The sequence below is a fragment of the Pontibacillus chungwhensis BH030062 genome (assembly GCF_000770675.1).
GTDB lineage: Bacteria > Bacillota > Bacilli > Bacillales > BH030062 > Pontibacillus > Pontibacillus chungwhensis.
Map to the genome: position 1 here is coordinate 354,898 of NZ_AVBG01000001.1, position 14,874 is coordinate 369,771.

The 14,874-nt window shown below is 38.7% G+C and carries 21 protein-coding genes; 5 read left to right on the top strand and 16 right to left on the bottom strand.

Translation table 11 applies throughout. The features are described from left to right. Position 1: 1 nt before the first annotated feature. Both N780_RS01715 and N780_RS01720 read right to left on the bottom strand, forming a co-directional pair. Positions 2 to 1,153 carry an exonuclease SbcCD subunit D gene (locus N780_RS01715; protein WP_036779222.1) on the bottom strand — a complete coding sequence of 384 codons (1,152 nt, stop codon included), beginning with the start codon at positions 1,151 to 1,153 and terminating at the stop codon, positions 2 to 4. Positions 1,154 to 1,224: 71 nt separating this feature from the next. Continuing rightward, positions 1,225 to 1,437, bottom strand: a complete 213-nt coding sequence (locus N780_RS01720; RefSeq protein ID WP_036779224.1) for a hypothetical protein — start codon at positions 1,435 to 1,437, stop codon at positions 1,225 to 1,227. A 98-nt stretch (positions 1,438 to 1,535) separates the two neighbouring features. Between N780_RS01720 and N780_RS01725 the strand changes: the two genes are divergently transcribed. Further along, a complete protein-coding gene (locus tag N780_RS01725; RefSeq protein WP_052114835.1) occupies positions 1,536 to 1,859 on the top strand; it encodes a YolD-like family protein in 324 nt (107 codons plus the stop codon). Between the two features lie 47 nt (positions 1,860 to 1,906). Continuing rightward, complete coding sequence (locus N780_RS19375) at positions 1,907 to 2,029, top strand: YjcZ family sporulation protein (RefSeq protein ID WP_371825498.1); 123 nt, start codon at positions 1,907 to 1,909, stop codon at positions 2,027 to 2,029. 147 nt (positions 2,030 to 2,176) lie between these two features. Here N780_RS19375 and N780_RS01730 read toward each other — a convergent pair whose 3' ends face one another. From N780_RS01730 to N780_RS01770, 9 genes are all read right to left on the bottom strand, one after another. Next, positions 2,177 to 2,398: a YozE family protein gene (locus N780_RS01730; RefSeq protein WP_036779227.1), complete on the bottom strand. Its 222-nt coding sequence runs from the start codon at positions 2,396 to 2,398 to the stop codon at positions 2,177 to 2,179. A 106-nt stretch (positions 2,399 to 2,504) separates the two neighbouring features. Next, positions 2,505 to 3,287 carry a twin-arginine translocase subunit TatC gene (gene tatC / locus N780_RS01735; RefSeq protein WP_036779230.1) on the bottom strand — a complete coding sequence of 261 codons (783 nt, stop codon included), beginning with the start codon at positions 3,285 to 3,287 and terminating at the stop codon, positions 2,505 to 2,507. Positions 3,288 to 3,376: 89 nt separating this feature from the next. Continuing rightward, positions 3,377 to 3,583, bottom strand: a complete 207-nt coding sequence (locus N780_RS01740; RefSeq protein WP_036779234.1) for a twin-arginine translocase TatA/TatE family subunit — start codon at positions 3,581 to 3,583, stop codon at positions 3,377 to 3,379. 19 nt (positions 3,584 to 3,602) lie between these two features. Next, positions 3,603 to 3,833: a twin-arginine translocase TatA/TatE family subunit gene (gene tatA / locus N780_RS01745; RefSeq protein WP_036779237.1), complete on the bottom strand. Its 231-nt coding sequence runs from the start codon at positions 3,831 to 3,833 to the stop codon at positions 3,603 to 3,605. Between the two features lie 389 nt (positions 3,834 to 4,222). Next, on the bottom strand, positions 4,223 to 4,714 hold the full coding sequence (locus N780_RS01750; RefSeq protein ID WP_036779240.1) for a dihydrofolate reductase: 492 nt from the start codon (positions 4,712 to 4,714) through the stop codon (positions 4,223 to 4,225). Between the two features lie 25 nt (positions 4,715 to 4,739). Beyond that, complete coding sequence (locus tag N780_RS01755) at positions 4,740 to 5,672, bottom strand: thymidylate synthase (RefSeq protein ID WP_438942497.1); 933 nt, start codon at positions 5,670 to 5,672, stop codon at positions 4,740 to 4,742. Between the two features lie 190 nt (positions 5,673 to 5,862). Next, complete coding sequence (locus tag N780_RS01760) at positions 5,863 to 6,453, bottom strand: HD domain-containing protein (protein ID WP_036779245.1); 591 nt, start codon at positions 6,451 to 6,453, stop codon at positions 5,863 to 5,865. Positions 6,454 to 6,462: 9 nt separating this feature from the next. Beyond that, positions 6,463 to 7,317, bottom strand: a complete 855-nt coding sequence (locus N780_RS01765) for a DUF72 domain-containing protein (protein ID WP_036779249.1) — start codon at positions 7,315 to 7,317, stop codon at positions 6,463 to 6,465. Positions 7,318 to 7,438: 121 nt separating this feature from the next. Further along, a complete protein-coding gene (locus tag N780_RS01770) occupies positions 7,439 to 9,109 on the bottom strand; it encodes a formate--tetrahydrofolate ligase (protein WP_156969043.1) in 1,671 nt (556 codons plus the stop codon). 349 nt (positions 9,110 to 9,458) lie between these two features. On the opposite strand from N780_RS01770, the gene N780_RS01775 reads away from it, so the two are divergent. The 3 genes from N780_RS01775 to N780_RS01785 all read left to right on the top strand — a co-directional run bounded on the left by N780_RS01775 (position 9,459) and on the right by N780_RS01785 (position 11,493). Next, entirely contained in the window at positions 9,459 to 9,659 is a 201-nt protein-coding gene (locus N780_RS01775) for a cold-shock protein (protein ID WP_036779253.1), read from the top strand. A 746-nt stretch (positions 9,660 to 10,405) separates the two neighbouring features. Beyond that, the gene (locus N780_RS01780; protein ID WP_036779255.1) at positions 10,406 to 11,089 is read left to right on the top strand and encodes a queuosine precursor transporter; all 684 of its coding nucleotides are present in this window, start codon (positions 10,406 to 10,408) and stop codon (positions 11,087 to 11,089) included. A 14-nt stretch (positions 11,090 to 11,103) separates the two neighbouring features. After that, a complete protein-coding gene (locus tag N780_RS01785; RefSeq protein WP_036779258.1) occupies positions 11,104 to 11,493 on the top strand; it encodes a ribonuclease HI family protein in 390 nt (129 codons plus the stop codon). 12 nt (positions 11,494 to 11,505) lie between these two features. On the opposite strand, the gene N780_RS01790 is transcribed toward N780_RS01785, so the two are convergent. The 5 genes from N780_RS01790 to N780_RS01805 all read right to left on the bottom strand — a co-directional run bounded on the left by N780_RS01790 (position 11,506) and on the right by N780_RS01805 (position 14,728). After that, positions 11,506 to 11,808: a DUF6123 family protein gene (locus N780_RS01790; protein WP_036779261.1), complete on the bottom strand. Its 303-nt coding sequence runs from the start codon at positions 11,806 to 11,808 to the stop codon at positions 11,506 to 11,508. 27 nt (positions 11,809 to 11,835) lie between these two features. Beyond that, a complete protein-coding gene (locus N780_RS01795) occupies positions 11,836 to 12,669 on the bottom strand; it encodes a sulfurtransferase (RefSeq protein ID WP_036779264.1) in 834 nt (277 codons plus the stop codon). 188 nt (positions 12,670 to 12,857) lie between these two features. Continuing rightward, entirely contained in the window at positions 12,858 to 13,034 is a 177-nt protein-coding gene (locus N780_RS19665) for a hypothetical protein (protein ID WP_156969045.1), read from the bottom strand. A gap of 96 nt (positions 13,035 to 13,130) precedes the next feature. Next, positions 13,131 to 13,643 (bottom strand): isoprenylcysteine carboxyl methyltransferase family protein, encoded by a 513-nt coding sequence (locus tag N780_RS01800; RefSeq protein WP_036779267.1) that lies wholly within the window; start codon positions 13,641 to 13,643, stop codon positions 13,131 to 13,133. Further along, on the bottom strand, positions 13,640 to 14,728 hold the full coding sequence (locus tag N780_RS01805) for a type III polyketide synthase (protein ID WP_036779269.1): 1,089 nt from the start codon (positions 14,726 to 14,728) through the stop codon (positions 13,640 to 13,642). The genes N780_RS01800 and N780_RS01805 overlap by 4 nt, the downstream gene beginning before the upstream one ends. Positions 14,729 to 14,874 lie beyond the last annotated feature (146 nt).

Sequence of the window (14,874 nt, forward strand, 5' to 3'; positions counted from 1 at the left end):
ATTATTGGTTCCTTTCTTCTTCCTGAATTTCATTTATAACCGTAGAAATCGCATCTCTTCTGTCTTGGTCCATGTCAGTACCTTTCACTTCTTTATAGAACGATTCAAAAAGCTCCATATGCGACATTTGTTTCCTTTCCTGCACATTGGATAACTGTTCTGTGTACGCCTTCCCAATTAATCCAACACGTTCCAGGCTTAAAACATTAGGAAATTTCTTACGGAGTTTCCCCATAGGGTCAAGAATCTGTCCTTCGTCTAATAATTTAATATGAAGATAATCTTCCATACCTTCTTCATTAACCTTGAGGAGATCATGTAAATATCCTTCTTTTACTCTCATATCTCTTTTTGGCTTTAATCGTTCTTGTCGTATAGAAGCCACACCGCTTCCATCTAATTCCACTATTGTCACACCTTTTTTGTGGTTGGCCTCTGAGAACGAATACTTCAGTAAAGAACCCGAGTAACGAATGGTTTCATTTTTAACCTTTTGGGGTTGGTGAAGGTGCCCAAGTGCTACGTAGGAGAAATCATTAAAAAGCTCTGCGTTTATATATGGCGCCCCTCCTAGCATAGACAACCGCTCCTCAGACTCTGACTCCATTCCACCAGCTAAGAACGCATGACCTACAAATACGTGACGGTCATCAGCAACTTGGTCTTCCTTTATACGCTTTACAATTGCTTCCATAGCTTGTTGGTGTGTATCTACAGATTCATCGTCAAGCTCTTTTCTTACTTCGCTCGGCTCTATATAAGGAATCAAATAGAAGCTTACCTGGCCGTATTCATCCGGAATACGAACAGGTTTCCAAGCATCCTCAAGTCTCGCTTGTAAGTAAAATTGTTGGCGCTTAAAGAGCTGACTTCCAAAATTCAGTCTGTCTGGACTGTCATGATTCCCTGATATAGCTAAAACAGGGATATTTAAGTCATAGATTAGTGTAATAAGAGTACGGTTCAGTAAATCTACAGCTTCCTTTGGAGGTACTGCCCGATCATACAAATCTCCAGCAATAATAACCACATCCGGTTGTTCATCTTTCACTAACTCTATAAATTGATCAAGAATATATTCTTGGTCTTCTGTCATATGTAATTGATGGACAAGCTTACCTAAATGCCAGTCCGCGGTATGAATAATTTTCATTATACTGCCTCCCTTATAAACATCGTACCAAATTCCACAATACAATGCAGACTAACAAAATTATAAAAAGGCTATCTATGTGATGAAGTAGGTAACTTCGGGTGAGCAGCCAGTATATTTTCCTTTAAAAAACTACGCATTTGATGGCGCAAGTAACAATACCCGTTTACAGAATTTCGATTACATGACACCACCTTTATTTTCCGCTTTGTTAACGTGCCGTCTTTGGCCATGTAAACAATCTCAACATTGTAACCTTGCTGTTTCCAGACTGGTTGTTCCATAAGTACCAACCTCCTGACCTAATTATATACGAACGTAGGTTCTTTATCTATTGTTTTACAAACACTTGTTCGTTATACTCAATATAGAGGTGATATATATGCTGCGAGATCGAGGAACTATGAAGTGGACTTCACTTATGTTGCCAGAACACGTGGAAATGATGAAGAAAATGTGGGAAGAAGATGGAAAGCTACCGCCTCCATCGCTTGATGAGCAGGCATTAAGTGAGCTTAATGAGGCATGTTTAGAGGCACACGAAAACCAAGCTCTTGTAAGAATTACAGTGTATTCAAAGGGAGAATTAAAGCAGTTAGAAGGTAAAATAACTCACTTAATCCCTCAAGAACAATCGTTACGAATTTTAACTGTCGCAGGAAATACTAAAGCAATAGCAATTGGTCACATATACATCATCGATTAATCTTCAAACCTCCGCATATGCCCATACCAACTCCTCCTTAGTTCCATATAGTAATACTATCTAGAATTAAAGGAGGCGCTCACATGAGCTATGGTTACGGAAATAACTTTGTATTAATTGTGGTCCTTTTTATTTTGCTTATCATAGTTGGTGCAACATTCGTTTGTTAATAAAAAACGCGCTAGAACTAAAGTGGATAGCCTCAACGCTTTAATAGTTATACCCAGTACAAAGTAGCTGTTTTGTTATTTCAAAACAAAAAACCGCCATTTTGGCGGTTTTTTCATGAGTTTTATAGCTAAAATTCAAAACATTTCTTACATAACTTCTTCCATCTGATATTGCTCCCATAATTCATCGAAAATGCTTAAAGCAGATGAGAATGGTATATTCCATTCTAAATATCGGCTAATTTCATCGTAAGAGTATGACTGTTTCGGGAAATTTGAGTCTTCAAACATCCAGTCTGCTAACCGACTTTTGTCATCTGGTACTAATTTACCGCGAAATGTCATCATAAAATGATAAAAAGATCGCATTTTTGTCCCCCTTGTTCTATATTGCTTTTTACTTTTGTAACATGTAGCCTGCAAAAAAGCAATCATACTAAAAAAAGATACCCTATAACGGGTATCTTTTCAAACGTTATGAATCTGTTGAAATGTCTTCCATTTTTCTCGCTTGTTTACGGGCCACCACACTTGAAAGAATAATGGATACTTCATAAAGAATGATTAATGGAATCGCCACTACAATCTGCAGAACAAAGTCTGGAGGGGAGATGATTGTTCCAATAATAATAAGTACGAAGTAAGCATATTTTCTAATCTTTCGAAGCAATCCGGGATCTACAATACCAAGGCTCGTTAAAAACATAACAATAATAGGAATTTCAAAGAAAACGGCAAATGGTAACGTAATTCTAAGCAGAAAGCTAAAATATTTATCAGCAGTAAACATCATCGTAAACATGTCTTCCCCTAAAGCAACCAAGAAATCGAATATCAGAGGTTGAATAAGGAAATACCCAAATGATAATCCCCCAATAAACAAGAGAAAAATAGCTGGTATATAGGAAAGTGAGAGTTTTTGTTCTTTAGGTGTAAGAGCAGGCTTAATAAATAACCACACCTGAAGACAAAGGATTGGAAGAGTCCCTGCCACTGCAATAATACTTGCTAAAGTTATATATACCCACAGCACATCAAACGGGCCCAATACCGTTAATTTTGTAATCTCATTTCCTAACTCTTTCGAACGTTCTTGAAATCCTTGCATGAAGAATTGGAAAATTTCCTCAATAAAGATAAACCCGCCAACAAAAAAGAGAATAAAAACGCTTATCGTTATGATTAATCGCTTCCGAAGTTCTCCTAAGTGCTCCGTTACATTCATTTCTTTATCTATAGTACTATGATCTTGTTCCATTGTTGCACCTCCAGATGGGAGCGACGTGTCCTTTTTCATGAAAGAAGATGCAAGAGCGTATGCCTCTTACATCTCCACATTTAATTTCTCTACGCATTTTTGTCTTGGTTTTGATTTTGATCAATCTTCTTGGAATCTTCAGAGTCCGTGCTAGTAAGATCCGAAGTAGCTTTCTTAAACTCTCGAAGTGAACTCCCTACTGCTTTACCTACTTCAGGAAGTTTAGAAGGTCCAAACACTACAAGAGCAATCACCAAAATAAGTATTAATCCGGGTACACCAATTTGTCCTAACATAAATCACCACTCCATGCTCTTATTGTTGTTGAGTGTTAGGGGATGCTTGATCTTGGTTAGAAGAAGTCCCTTTTGATTCAATTACTGTATTGTCATCTTCTTCACTCGTTAATTCCCGGGCAGATTTCTTAAATTCCTTTAAGGTTTGACCAGTAGCTTTTCCAATTTCAGGCAACTTTTTTGGACCAAATATAATCAGTGTAATTGCAAGGATCAGAATTAACCCTGGAATGCCAATTGTCGATAGCATAACTTCACCGTCCCTTGTCCAAATGGCAGTTAATAGGCTGCACATTTTTTCTATTTGGATCTATTACCTTGAGTTTCTCACAAAAGCAGAGACTCTAAACAGACCCACTACAAAAATATTCAAATACCTAAGGGAAAAATATGTCTTTCGTCTTCGATTGTAAGCCTTTTTATTTGTTTTGTCTATGTTTCTTCATTAATTCTAAAAACTATATTAAAGAGTTATTTCATCTTTTTGTACATGCGTGCCTCTCTAATTATAGCGGAGCATTAATTGCTATTTTAACGGAGGGCTTTCATACATTATTCTTATAGTTTCCAAAAACAAGCCTTCTAATGACAATCATTCCAAAAACTCATGCAGGAAAGCTGCATGAGTTTCGTTCAAACTTATTGTTTACGATCGTATTGGCAAAAGTAGTATTCATATGGGTTTTTTTCGTCCTGAACTCCGCGCTCTTTCTTCGTTAAAGTCCACTCATCTTCATTAAACTCTGGGAAATATGTATCCCCCTCAAAATCTTCTTCAATCCATGTGATATACATTCGATCCGCTTCATTGATCGTTTGTTCAAAGATATGACTGCCACCTATAATAAGGTATTCTGTATTAGGATCTTCTTTCTCCCATTCAAAGACAGGATCTAGACTGTGAATGACATCGCACCCATCTTCTTGAAAGTTAGCATCACGTGTCAATACAACATTCTTGCGATTCGGAAGTGGTCCATTCATGGATTCAAATGTTTTCCTTCCCATTATAATCGTTTTCCCAGTTGAAACCGATTTGAAAAATTTCAAATCATTAGGGAGACGCCATGGTAAATCATTATCTTTTCCTATAAGACGATTCCGATCCATCGCCACTAAAAATGAAATCATATATTGTCATCCTCCTTTATCAAGTCTACACAGCAACTGGTGCTTTAATACGAGGGTGTGGGTCATATCCGTTTAGCTCAATATCATCGGTTTCTACTTCAAATACAGACTTTCCTTCCATGTTAATTGAAATGGATGGTAGGGGCTTCATTTCTCGAGCAAGCTGCGTTTTAACTTGTTCTACATGATTCGTATAAATATGGGCATCTCCAAGTGTATGAATAAACTCGCCTACCTCTAGACCACATTCTTCTGCAATTAAATGGGTAAGTAGTGCATAACTTGCAATGTTAAACGGAACCCCCAAGAATACATCCCCACTACGCTGGTATAACTGACAACTTAACTTCCCGTTAACCACGTAAAATTGGAATAGAACGTGACAAGGCGGTAATGCTGCTCTCTCTGGGGCAATATCTTCAGGATTCCAAGCTGACACAATTAAACGCCTTGAATCTGGCTTAGTCTTAATATCTTGAATAACTTGTTGAATCTGATCGATCCATTCTCCTTGAGAAGACTCCCAATTACGCCATTGCTTTCCATACACATTTCCTAAGTCTCCATAGGTATGAGCGAATGATTCATCTGCTAATATACGTTCTTTAAATTTATCCATCTGTTCCTTATATTGTTCATTAAACCCTTCATCCTGTTGACTACGAATGCCAAAGTTCGTCATGTCAGGACCCTTATAGTCCGAACTTTCAATCCACCGCTTAAAAGGCCATTCGTTCCAAATATTGTTATTATGTTGCAAAAGGTAACGGATGTTGGTGTCCCCTTTTAGAAACCACAAGAGCTCGCTTTTAATAAGCCGGAACGGGACTTTTTTTGTGGTTAAGAGCGGAAAGCCTTCTGATAGATCAAATCTCATTTGATAGCCGAACGTAGAAAGCGTGCCTGTACCAGTACGATCTCCCTTACGTTCTCCATGATCCATTATGTATCGACACATATCTAAATACGTTTTTTCACTTGTTTGCACAATCGTCACCTCATTCTTATACTAACTGGTCCGAGACATTATATCATATCTCAGGTCCGAGTAAGATGTCTGATCTTATTAAAATAAAACAAACCCGAGAATTATTCGACGTCTGCTTCGACCTTAAGCATACGAGCATTTTTAACAGCAATTACACTCGTTACATCCATTCCTCATAAAACTGATGAAGGTATGTTTCAAGAAAGTCATGTCTCTTTTGACCGATTTTAACCGCTGAGGGAGTGTTGAGAAGACCTTGAATTTTAAGCAGCTTATCATAAAAGTGACGTATCGTCGTCTCCTCAGAAGTTTCACTATGTAAAGCTTGACCTTTGGCTCCACCAAACGAGAAAGCACGTGCAATACCAATAGCTCCTATAGCATCTAACCGATCAGCGTCCTGGACCACTTTCCCTTCTATGCACTGAGGAATACGATGCCCTGATTTAAAAGAGACGGCTTCCATTGCCCTTAAAATCTGCTTCTGTTCTTTTTGGGGTATATGACAAAATTCAAGCAAGTTGATAACTTCTTGCTTAGCTTCAGTAAGATTCTCTGTCAGTTTTGGATCTAGTGTGTCATGAAGCCAGCCTGCTGTTTCTGAAATAAAAGGATCGGCTCCTTCTAGAACGGCCAACCGCTTAGCCATTTTGGCTACTCTTTTCATATGATAAAAGTCATGTCCAGTAGCGTCATGCCTGAAGCGATTGTATATAAAGCTTGATATATTCTCCAACACTTCATCCTCCATAAAGTCCTCCTAGTCTTGGAATAAATCCATTTGTCTTGGGTTTAACTGCTCGTACTCAACCTGACATAAGTCAATAAATTGTTTAGCATTATCCGCGGCGTCGCCCCCAGAGTTATTGTTGAACAATACAGTTACATGTTCAGATTGTTGAAGTAAGCTCTCCACATTTTCCTTCCATTCTTCAAGTTCCTCTTCATTGTATCGGTACAAAAAGCGTACCTCCCTCCAATCTTCACGCCCATTTTTGTTCCACCCATGCACGTTGCGACCGTGAAGTCTGACGAGTGTTTCTTTTGAGTTTGTAGCTTGAAGAACCGTTGGCGCAGAGCCCTCACCAGCTTGAGGTTCATCAACTACTCCGTGAATCCAATTTCCTTTCTCCATAAACGATAGAGTTTGTTCTCTATACTCACTTGAGTACCAAGATTGGTTGCGAAATTCTAAAGCAAGTGGTAAGTCACCCATTAATTCACGAATGACTCTTAGTTTTTGAACATTTTCCTTTGATACAGAAAACCAAGGAGGAAATTGAAATAAAACAAAACGAAGCTTACTTGAATCAATTAATGGTTGGATCGACTCTATATAGGCATGAAACATATCTCGAACTTCTTCTGAGGACATCTTTTCTCTTTGGTGACCAGTCATTTTACTAAAAGCTTTAACCACGAACGAAAAACCTTCTGGTGTTTCCTTAACCCATTTCTCATAGTTCCGTTTAGGTTGGATCGCATAGAATGCACTATCAATTTCCACAACAGGAAAATGAGAAGCATATACCGCTAATTTATCCTGACTTTTCGTACCCGCAGGATATAGCTGGTCATGATCGCCCCAACCAGTTACGCCTATTGATAAATTCATATGTACCGTCCTCCCCTCCGTCTTCACCTCTATATTACGAAGGAATAATTTTATCTGTAAAGCAAAAGAGATTGCTCCTTCCCAAAGAGCAACCTCTTATATTTGTACGTTGTCATCAAGTTTAAAATAAACCTACAGCTTTCCCTGTTGAGTCTATATCCATGTGGAGTGCAGCTGGCTCTTTTGGTAATCCTGGCATTGTCATTACATCACCTGTCAAAGCAACGATAAATCCTGCTCCAATTGAGGGACTAAATTCTCTGATCGTAATAGTGAAATCAGATGGTCTACCTATTAGCGTGGGATCATCAGACAGTGAGTACTGAGTTTTAGCCATGCAAATAGGCAGATTCGCCCAACCTAGCTGGTTGTATAATTCTATTTGCTTCTTTGCCTGACTTGAAAATTCAACTTCTTTAGCACCATAAACCTTTTTTGCAATTTTTGATATCTTTTGTTCAATAGTGTCCTCAAGATCATACGTATAAGTAAATGAGCTAGCTTCTTTTTCAACAGTATCAATAACAGCTTGAGCAAGCTCTAGCCCTCCTGTGCCTCCCTTAGAATGAACTTCAGTAAGAGCAACCCGAACGTTTCGGTCTTTACACCATTTTTCTATATAAGCCAACTCTTCTTCAGTGTCGGTGGGGAAACGATTCAAAGCGACTACAAATGGAAGGCCAAATGACTGAATAGTCTCCATGTGTTTCTCAAGATTGGTTATCCCTTCCTGAAGAGCGCATACATTTTCTTGTGCTAACTCGTCTTTCGATACTCCACCATGCATTTTCAAAGCCCGAGCGGTAGCAACGAGGACAACAGCATCGGGAGTAAAATCTCCTGCACGTGTTTTGATATTTAAAAACTTCTCAGCACCAAGATCAGCACCAAATCCTGCTTCAGTAATGACGTAGTCCCCTAATTTGGAAGCAATCGTTGTCGCCATCACACTGTTACAACCATGTGCAATATTGGCAAACGGTCCACCATGTACAATGGCAGGTGTATTTTCAATCGTTTGGACAAGATTTGGCTTAAGCGCTTCTTTTAATAAAAGTGTTAAAGCCCCTTCCATACCTAACTGTTCAACAGTAACGGGTTGATCCTCGTACGTATAACCAAACACAATTCGAGCAAGTCGTTTCTTCAGATCTTTTAAGTCTGAAGCAAGACAGAGAATGGCCATAATCTCGGAGGCTACACTGATATTAAATCCATCTTCCCTTGGTACTCCTTTCAAGGGACCACCTAGCCCTATCACAATTTCACGAAGAGCTCGGTCATTTAAATCCAAAACCCTTTTCCATCCAATCTTTCTAGGATCGATATTTAATTCATTCCCCCTGTGAATATGATTATCAATAAAAGCAGAAAGGGCATTGTTCGCGCTAGTAATCGCATGTATATCGCCTGTGAAATGAAGGTTTATGTCTTCCATGGGTAAAACTTGCGAATAACCTCCCCCAGCAGCACCTCCTTTTAGTCCCATTGTTGGACCTAAAGAAGGCTCTCGAAGTGCAATTACAGCCTTTTTATTCAGCTTGTTCATAGCCTGCCCCAAACCTACAGTAACGGTGGACTTACCTTCCCCAGCCGGGGTAGGGTTAATGGCTGTTACAAGCACAACTTTTCCATTCTTACGTTCAGACAACTTATGTAATAATGAATCAGATAATTTAGCTTTGTAGCGCCCATATGGCTCAAAGTCCTCATGATCTAGCTTTAACTGATGCGTAATTTCTTCTATTGGTTTTATATTAGCTTGCTGAGCAATTTCAATATCTTTTTTCATTAGAGTTCTCCTTCCATTTATTCTTTTATAGTTTAGATGAAATGTGACTAAAAATGCAAAGAACGGGTATTTTATAAGAGAAGGAAAGAAGATCTCTGCAGTATGTTGAGAAAATACAATTTGTTTTAAAAATTCTCATTACTCCTTGACTTCCTTTATAAAAATAAGCTATATTAGACCTAAGCAAAGAAGATGTGGAATCATGAAAGACGAGGTAACTTCAATAGAAGTGTTCGGGATTTGATGATCCTACATTTCTATTGGAGTTACCCTTTTTTATGAATTCTTTCATCAACTTTGTATTATTACGTCTCACGTCATTACGTGAATGTTTTAGGAGGATTTTACAATGCAAAATGGTACAGTAAAATGGTTTAACGCAGAAAAAGGTTATGGTTTCATCCAAGTAGAAGGTGGAAACGATGTATTCGTACACTTCTCTGCGATCCAAGAAGAAGGTTTCAAAACACTTGAAGAAGGTCAAAGCGTTTCTTTCGAAATCGTAGAAGGCGACCGTGGCCCTCAAGCTGCTAACGTTGTTAAAAACTAATTAAATTATAAAAAACGCACGACATATAGCGACAGCTCTTTAGAGCTGTCGCTTTTTTATTTGCCTCTGTTAACGTGGTGTTATTGAATAGCTTTCACAAGAAAAGGGCATTAATCTTGAAGACTTGAAACTGAGACACTTTATTGCGAGTGGGGCCGTTACGTTTATTGAGAACTAGGGGTGTCTGGGGAACGACTCGCTTTCCGCAGGCGAGCTGTCGAGCCTCCTCACTCACTACGTTCGCTCCGGGGTCTCGTCGACCTCTTTCTCCTGCAGGAGTCTCCCCGTTCCCCAGACACCCCTTATCAGGATTTGAATTACGTCCCCTCAGCTTAAGTATGGCGGGGGCTTAACATTCCGCGCTCTTATGTAGCATGCTTCCGTTCTCTATATATGGTGAAGGTGGTTCGGGAAATTGCGAGACTCCTGCGGCAGTAGGAGCCTAGGGAAGACCCCACAGAGAGCGAAAGCGTTCGAGGAGGCTTGCCAGCTCGCCGCGGAAAGCGAGTGATTTCCCGAACCACCTTACTCTCAATTTTGGAAAAACGGAAGCATTCTCTCAACTTCGATTCTTCCACATAAAGGGGCTTAACAACCTACTTTTGAGAGTCTTTTATTTAGACTCTCAAAAGTACAGTTTGGGCAACATATTGAAAAAAACATCAACACCACGTATAATGGTCTATCGTTATGCATAGCGCAGTTCGAAACTTCCTGCGATATCAAAACTAGAAAGGATTGAAAAAATGAACGAAATATTATGGATTGTATTCGCCCTTATTAACTTTTCCATGTTAACTTTAATTTATAAAGGATTTGGAAGACAAGGTCTCTTTGTATGGATTGGAATGGCTACCGTTGTAGCTAACATACAAGTTACAAAAACGATTGAGATGTTTGGATTAACTGCGACGCTAGGAAATATTATTTATGGAACAGTGTTCTTGGCTACCGACATTCTTAATGAAAAATATGGTAAAGAGGAAGCAAAGAAAGCAGTTTGGTTAGGTTTCTTTACTCTTATTAGTATGACGGTTATGATGCAAATAGCGGTTAAATGGTTTACACCTGTTGGCACGGAAGTCCAAACGGCTCTCGAAACCATATTTGGATTATTACCGCGTGTTGCTGCAGGAAGCCTAGTCGCGTATATCGTAAGTCAATATGTAGACGTCTTCATCTACTCTAAGCTGAAGAGTATGTTTGCTGGAGATCGCTTACTTTGGGTTAGAAATAACGGAAGTACAATGATTAGTCAATTGCTTGATTCCTTTGTGTTTACCCTGATTGCTTTCTTAGGAGAAGTTCCGACAAACGTTTGGTTTGAAATCTTTATAACAACTTATGTTATTAAATTTATTGTAGCTGCTCTAGACACACCTTTCTTATATTTAGCGAAGCGATTTAATAAAACATCAACCCCTTCATAAAGGAGGTTCAACGTATGCTTGAAGTATATGTAGATGGTTCTTCAAAAGGAGACCCAGGTCCAAGTGGAGTTGGAATCTACATTAAAAATGGGAAAGACCACTACACCTATTCGATTCCGATTGGAATAACATCAAATCACGAAGCAGAATTTACGGCCCTCATAAAAGCACTAGAAATCTGTAAGGAAATGTTTCCAGAAGAAATAGTCAGTGTGCGATCAGATTCTAAGCTTGTTGTGGACTGTATTGAACAGTCATCCACGAAGCAAGATCGCTTCCTTCCTCTTTTAAGAGAAGCTGAACAACTAGGGAATCATTTCCCATTCTTTTTTATTAAGTGGATCCCCGATAAGCAAAACAAAAAAGCAGATGAACTTGCACGAGCTGCTATACACGCTAATTAAAAAACCACACTCCTATTTAGCTAAGGAGTGTGGTTTTTTTCTTTTGTATAGCCCTTTTTGTTCAATAAGTCTCCAAGCATCTCGTTTTGTACGAGGATGGTTTTCTTGTAAATACTCTAATACCCCAATAAAGAAACTACCATCGAATTTCATTTGAAACTGAATCGTAACTTTTAAAGCGAAGATTACGAGCCAATCTTCAGAGTTCGTATAATTCTTGCCGAAATAAATAAAATGAATATCTTTATCCTTTAGTCGAAAGCCTTTCGACCATAGATCCTCTATAAAGTACCCAAGTGATTTGGATAGCGGCATGTACTACACCCTTTATGTATAATCTGATTAAGAAGAAACGGAGCTATCAATTGGATTCTTATCATTAGTAATCCAATCGCTCCAACTACCTACATAGAGTCGGACTTGCTTGAAACCCGCTTCATACAATGCGAGTACGTTAGGCGCAGCAGTAACACCGGAACCACAATAGACAATCCACTCTTCCGGGTTTCCATATTGCAGGAAATGAGATCTTAATTCCTCTTTAGATTTCCATATCCCTGCTTCATTCAAAACTTTTGTCCATTCTGCATTTACTGCGGAAGGAATATGACCCGCTTTTCGATCTATTGGCTCAGTTATACCTGCAAAACGCTCATAATTTCTTGAATCAAGAATAATTGTATGGTGGTTATCGATTTGTTGAGCTACGTAGGTTTGATCTGCTATCATACTAGATTGATATACTGCTTTATAAGAGGATCGCTTGTGAACTGGGAATTCTGTAGTCAATCCAGATCCTTTTTCTTCCCAGGCTCTAAAACCACCATCTAAAATATACACTTCTTTATGCCCCATGTACATCATCATCCATACAAATCTCGATGCCATAGCACCATTCTGATTATCGTAAGCAACAATGATATCATTATTCTGAATGCCAGATTCTTGAATAACACCTAAGAAATCTTTCATATTTGGCAGAGGATGACGCCCGCCTGTTTGTCCAACAGTCCCACTCATATCTTTCTCCAGGTCTATGTATACTGCGCCAGGTATGTGTCCTTCTTCATATTCTAATCGACCTTTGTCTGGATTTTGTAAGTAAAACCTACAATCCACTAATCGAATTGAGTCCAGTTGGTCTCGAACCCAATTGACCGAACGAATATATGTCATATATTGATCCCCCTTTCGCTTTAGCCTCTATGTATTAGTATAACGATTTTAGTAACACTTGAAAACGTTCTAGTTAAATTGAGTTTATAGCAAGTTAAAACGAAACACTGATTAGACTAAGAGGGATTCATATAATCCAAAATCAAATATATTTAGTAAGATTCTAGCCATATAAAAAGCCAGGTATATTACCTGGCTGATAAAACATCTTCATATTTTCTTTGTTTCGCTTCTGCTGATCTTAATGTATGTCTACCTTTAAACAAATCTACTAAGTACATTGCCTTTTCATCACGAAGCTTGGCTAGTATGCCAACCATCAGTATTGAATATAGCACTACAATTCCCATTATAAGAAAAATCATTTTAGCCCCTCACTTCCGATGATAATGATTTTCATTTCTAAATAGAGTATAGCAGGGTTGAGAAGAGTTTTCAATGAGAATGAGAAATAATTTCAATCATTCAGACAGTTTCGTCAGAGCTCTCTCTTCATGAGGAATGCGAATTTTCATAAGAGCCAAATGAAGTAGCGGGAATAAAACAGCTGACATATAGGCATTAAATAACAGTGGAATTATGACAAACTCTAAACCCACCACTACATAATTGGGATGCTTCATCCATTTATATGGTCCCTTCGCTACAAGTTCTGCCCCTGGTAAAACAATGATTTTTGTATTCCAGAACCTTCCTAGCGAAGTTAAGCACCAGATTCGAAACCCTTGAGTAACAAAGAATGCCCCTAATAAAAAGCCTTTCCAATCTGAGATGACTAGCTCCTTATTCCATGCTTCTAAACCAACTGAAACGAAGAACAACGAGTGTACTAAAACAATCCATTTGTAATGACCTCCGGCAACTTCTATTGCACCATGGCGTAACATCCATATCTCATTACGTTTTGCTACTGCCACTTCAATAAGTCGTTGAGCTATGATAAACAAGTATAATACAACAAACCATAAAGTCATTCCGACCACTCCAATCCAACTAATTCAGAGCTAAATCCAGGCCCTAATGCTGCTAGTACGCTAGCTGTTCCTGCCTTTGGAAACTCTTCCATCCAATGTTTCAAAACATGTAATACTGTTGCAGAAGACATATTGCCATGATTTCTTAAAACATCGTATGAATATCTGAATTTTTCTTTAGAACTCCCCAATACTTCCTCATAAGCTTGAAGAACCTTTTGGCCTCCAGGGTGAGCTACGTAGAAAGATAAGTCCCCCTCTTTCTTATTTATACTTCTCAAAAAGTGTTCAATGTGTTCTTTCCAAAACGTTTCAACGAGTGTGGGTATGCTTTTAGCAAAGACTACTTGAAAGCCATCCTCATTCACATTCCACCCCATTACATCAAGAGCTTGCTTTTTTAATTTCGAACTTGATCGAATCATTTTTGGAGCTGTAGAAGTTCTTTTCGCTGCAATTGGAGAATGTTCCCCCGTTACTAATGCTGCTGCAATTCCATCACCAAATAAGGCAGTCCCTATGAAATTGCTCTTTCTTCGGTCGCCTTTTTGAAAAGTAAGTCCACAAAGTTCAACGCACACTACTAGAATAGTTGCTTCAGGATACATATGCGCAAAATCCATAGCTCTAGCAAGACCTGCGCCTCCGCCAGCGCATCCCAACCCCCAAATAGGAACACGTTTCACATCATCTCTGAAATTTCGTTCATTCATTAGACGCGCATCAATAGTTGGTGTAGCTACTCCTGTACTGGATACATAAATGATATAGTCAATTGATTCATAAGGGACTTCTTCTGTCAGGAATGATTCATTAGTCAGACAATGATCAACAGCTTCTAAAGAATGCTGAAGTGCTTTTTCTTCATATAAATCATTTCGCTCCCGAAAAGAATGCTCTTTGCCGAACCATTCCTTTGGTACAACGAATTGACGTTTCTCAACTGCTGCATTTTCAAATACAGGTAAAAGCCTGTTAATCTCTCTTTCTGATCGAGGAAACACTTCTTTCACAAAAGATTGTATGTCCTTTTGTGTTATTTCATATTCGGGAATACTTACACCGACCGATGTTATCCATGCCATACTATCCCTCTTCCATTTTTCTTTTAGCTTGCCTCCCCCCTTTGAATCTTACTCACGGTTTTACACATTTTACTATGTAGCTTTTATTTGAATTTGTTTCAAAGGAAACTACGCATCTCCTTAAACCCCAGCATATGTGTTCAAGA

Coding starts and splice junctions, on each gene's coding strand:
- N780_RS01715 (WP_036779222.1), bottom strand. CDS start 1,153: ATGAAAATTATTCATACCGCGGACTGGCATTTAGGTAAGCTTGTCCAT.
- N780_RS01775 (WP_036779253.1), top strand. CDS start 9,459: ATGCAAAATGGTACAGTAAAATGGTTTAACGCAGAAAAAGGTTATGGT.
- N780_RS01755 (WP_438942497.1), bottom strand. CDS start 5,672: ATGTGTCGATACATAATGGATCATGGAGAACGTAAGGGAGATCGTACT.
- N780_RS01730 (WP_036779227.1), bottom strand. CDS start 2,398: ATGCGATCTTTTTATCATTTTATGATGACATTTCGCGGTAAATTAGTA.
- N780_RS01750 (WP_036779240.1), bottom strand. CDS start 4,714: ATGATTTCATTTTTAGTGGCGATGGATCGGAATCGTCTTATAGGAAAA.
- tatA (WP_036779237.1), bottom strand. CDS start 3,833: ATGCTATCGACAATTGGCATTCCAGGGTTAATTCTGATCCTTGCAATT.
- N780_RS01790 (WP_036779261.1), bottom strand. CDS start 11,808: ATGCCGCTATCCAAATCACTTGGGTACTTTATAGAGGATCTATGGTCG.
- N780_RS01740 (WP_036779234.1), bottom strand. CDS start 3,583: ATGTTAGGACAAATTGGTGTACCCGGATTAATACTTATTTTGGTGATT.
- N780_RS01770 (WP_156969043.1), bottom strand. CDS start 9,109: ATGAAAAAAGATATTGAAATTGCTCAGCAAGCTAATATAAAACCAATA.
- tatC (WP_036779230.1), bottom strand. CDS start 3,287: ATGGAACAAGATCATAGTACTATAGATAAAGAAATGAATGTAACGGAG.
- N780_RS01720 (WP_036779224.1), bottom strand. CDS start 1,437: ATGGAACAACCAGTCTGGAAACAGCAAGGTTACAATGTTGAGATTGTT.
- N780_RS01765 (WP_036779249.1), bottom strand. CDS start 7,317: ATGAATTTATCAATAGGCGTAACTGGTTGGGGCGATCATGACCAGCTA.
- N780_RS01725 (WP_052114835.1), top strand. CDS start 1,536: ATGCTGCGAGATCGAGGAACTATGAAGTGGACTTCACTTATGTTGCCA.
- N780_RS01760 (WP_036779245.1), bottom strand. CDS start 6,453: ATGGAGGATGAAGTGTTGGAGAATATATCAAGCTTTATATACAATCGC.
- N780_RS01800 (WP_036779267.1), bottom strand. CDS start 13,643: ATGACTTTATGGTTTGTTGTATTATACTTGTTTATCATAGCTCAACGA.
- N780_RS01780 (WP_036779255.1), top strand. CDS start 10,406: ATGAACGAAATATTATGGATTGTATTCGCCCTTATTAACTTTTCCATG.
- N780_RS01805 (WP_036779269.1), bottom strand. CDS start 14,728: ATGGCATGGATAACATCGGTCGGTGTAAGTATTCCCGAATATGAAATA.
- N780_RS01795 (WP_036779264.1), bottom strand. CDS start 12,669: ATGACATATATTCGTTCGGTCAATTGGGTTCGAGACCAACTGGACTCA.
- N780_RS01785 (WP_036779258.1), top strand. CDS start 11,104: ATGCTTGAAGTATATGTAGATGGTTCTTCAAAAGGAGACCCAGGTCCA.
- N780_RS19665 (WP_156969045.1), bottom strand. CDS start 13,034: ATGATTTTTCTTATAATGGGAATTGTAGTGCTATATTCAATACTGATG.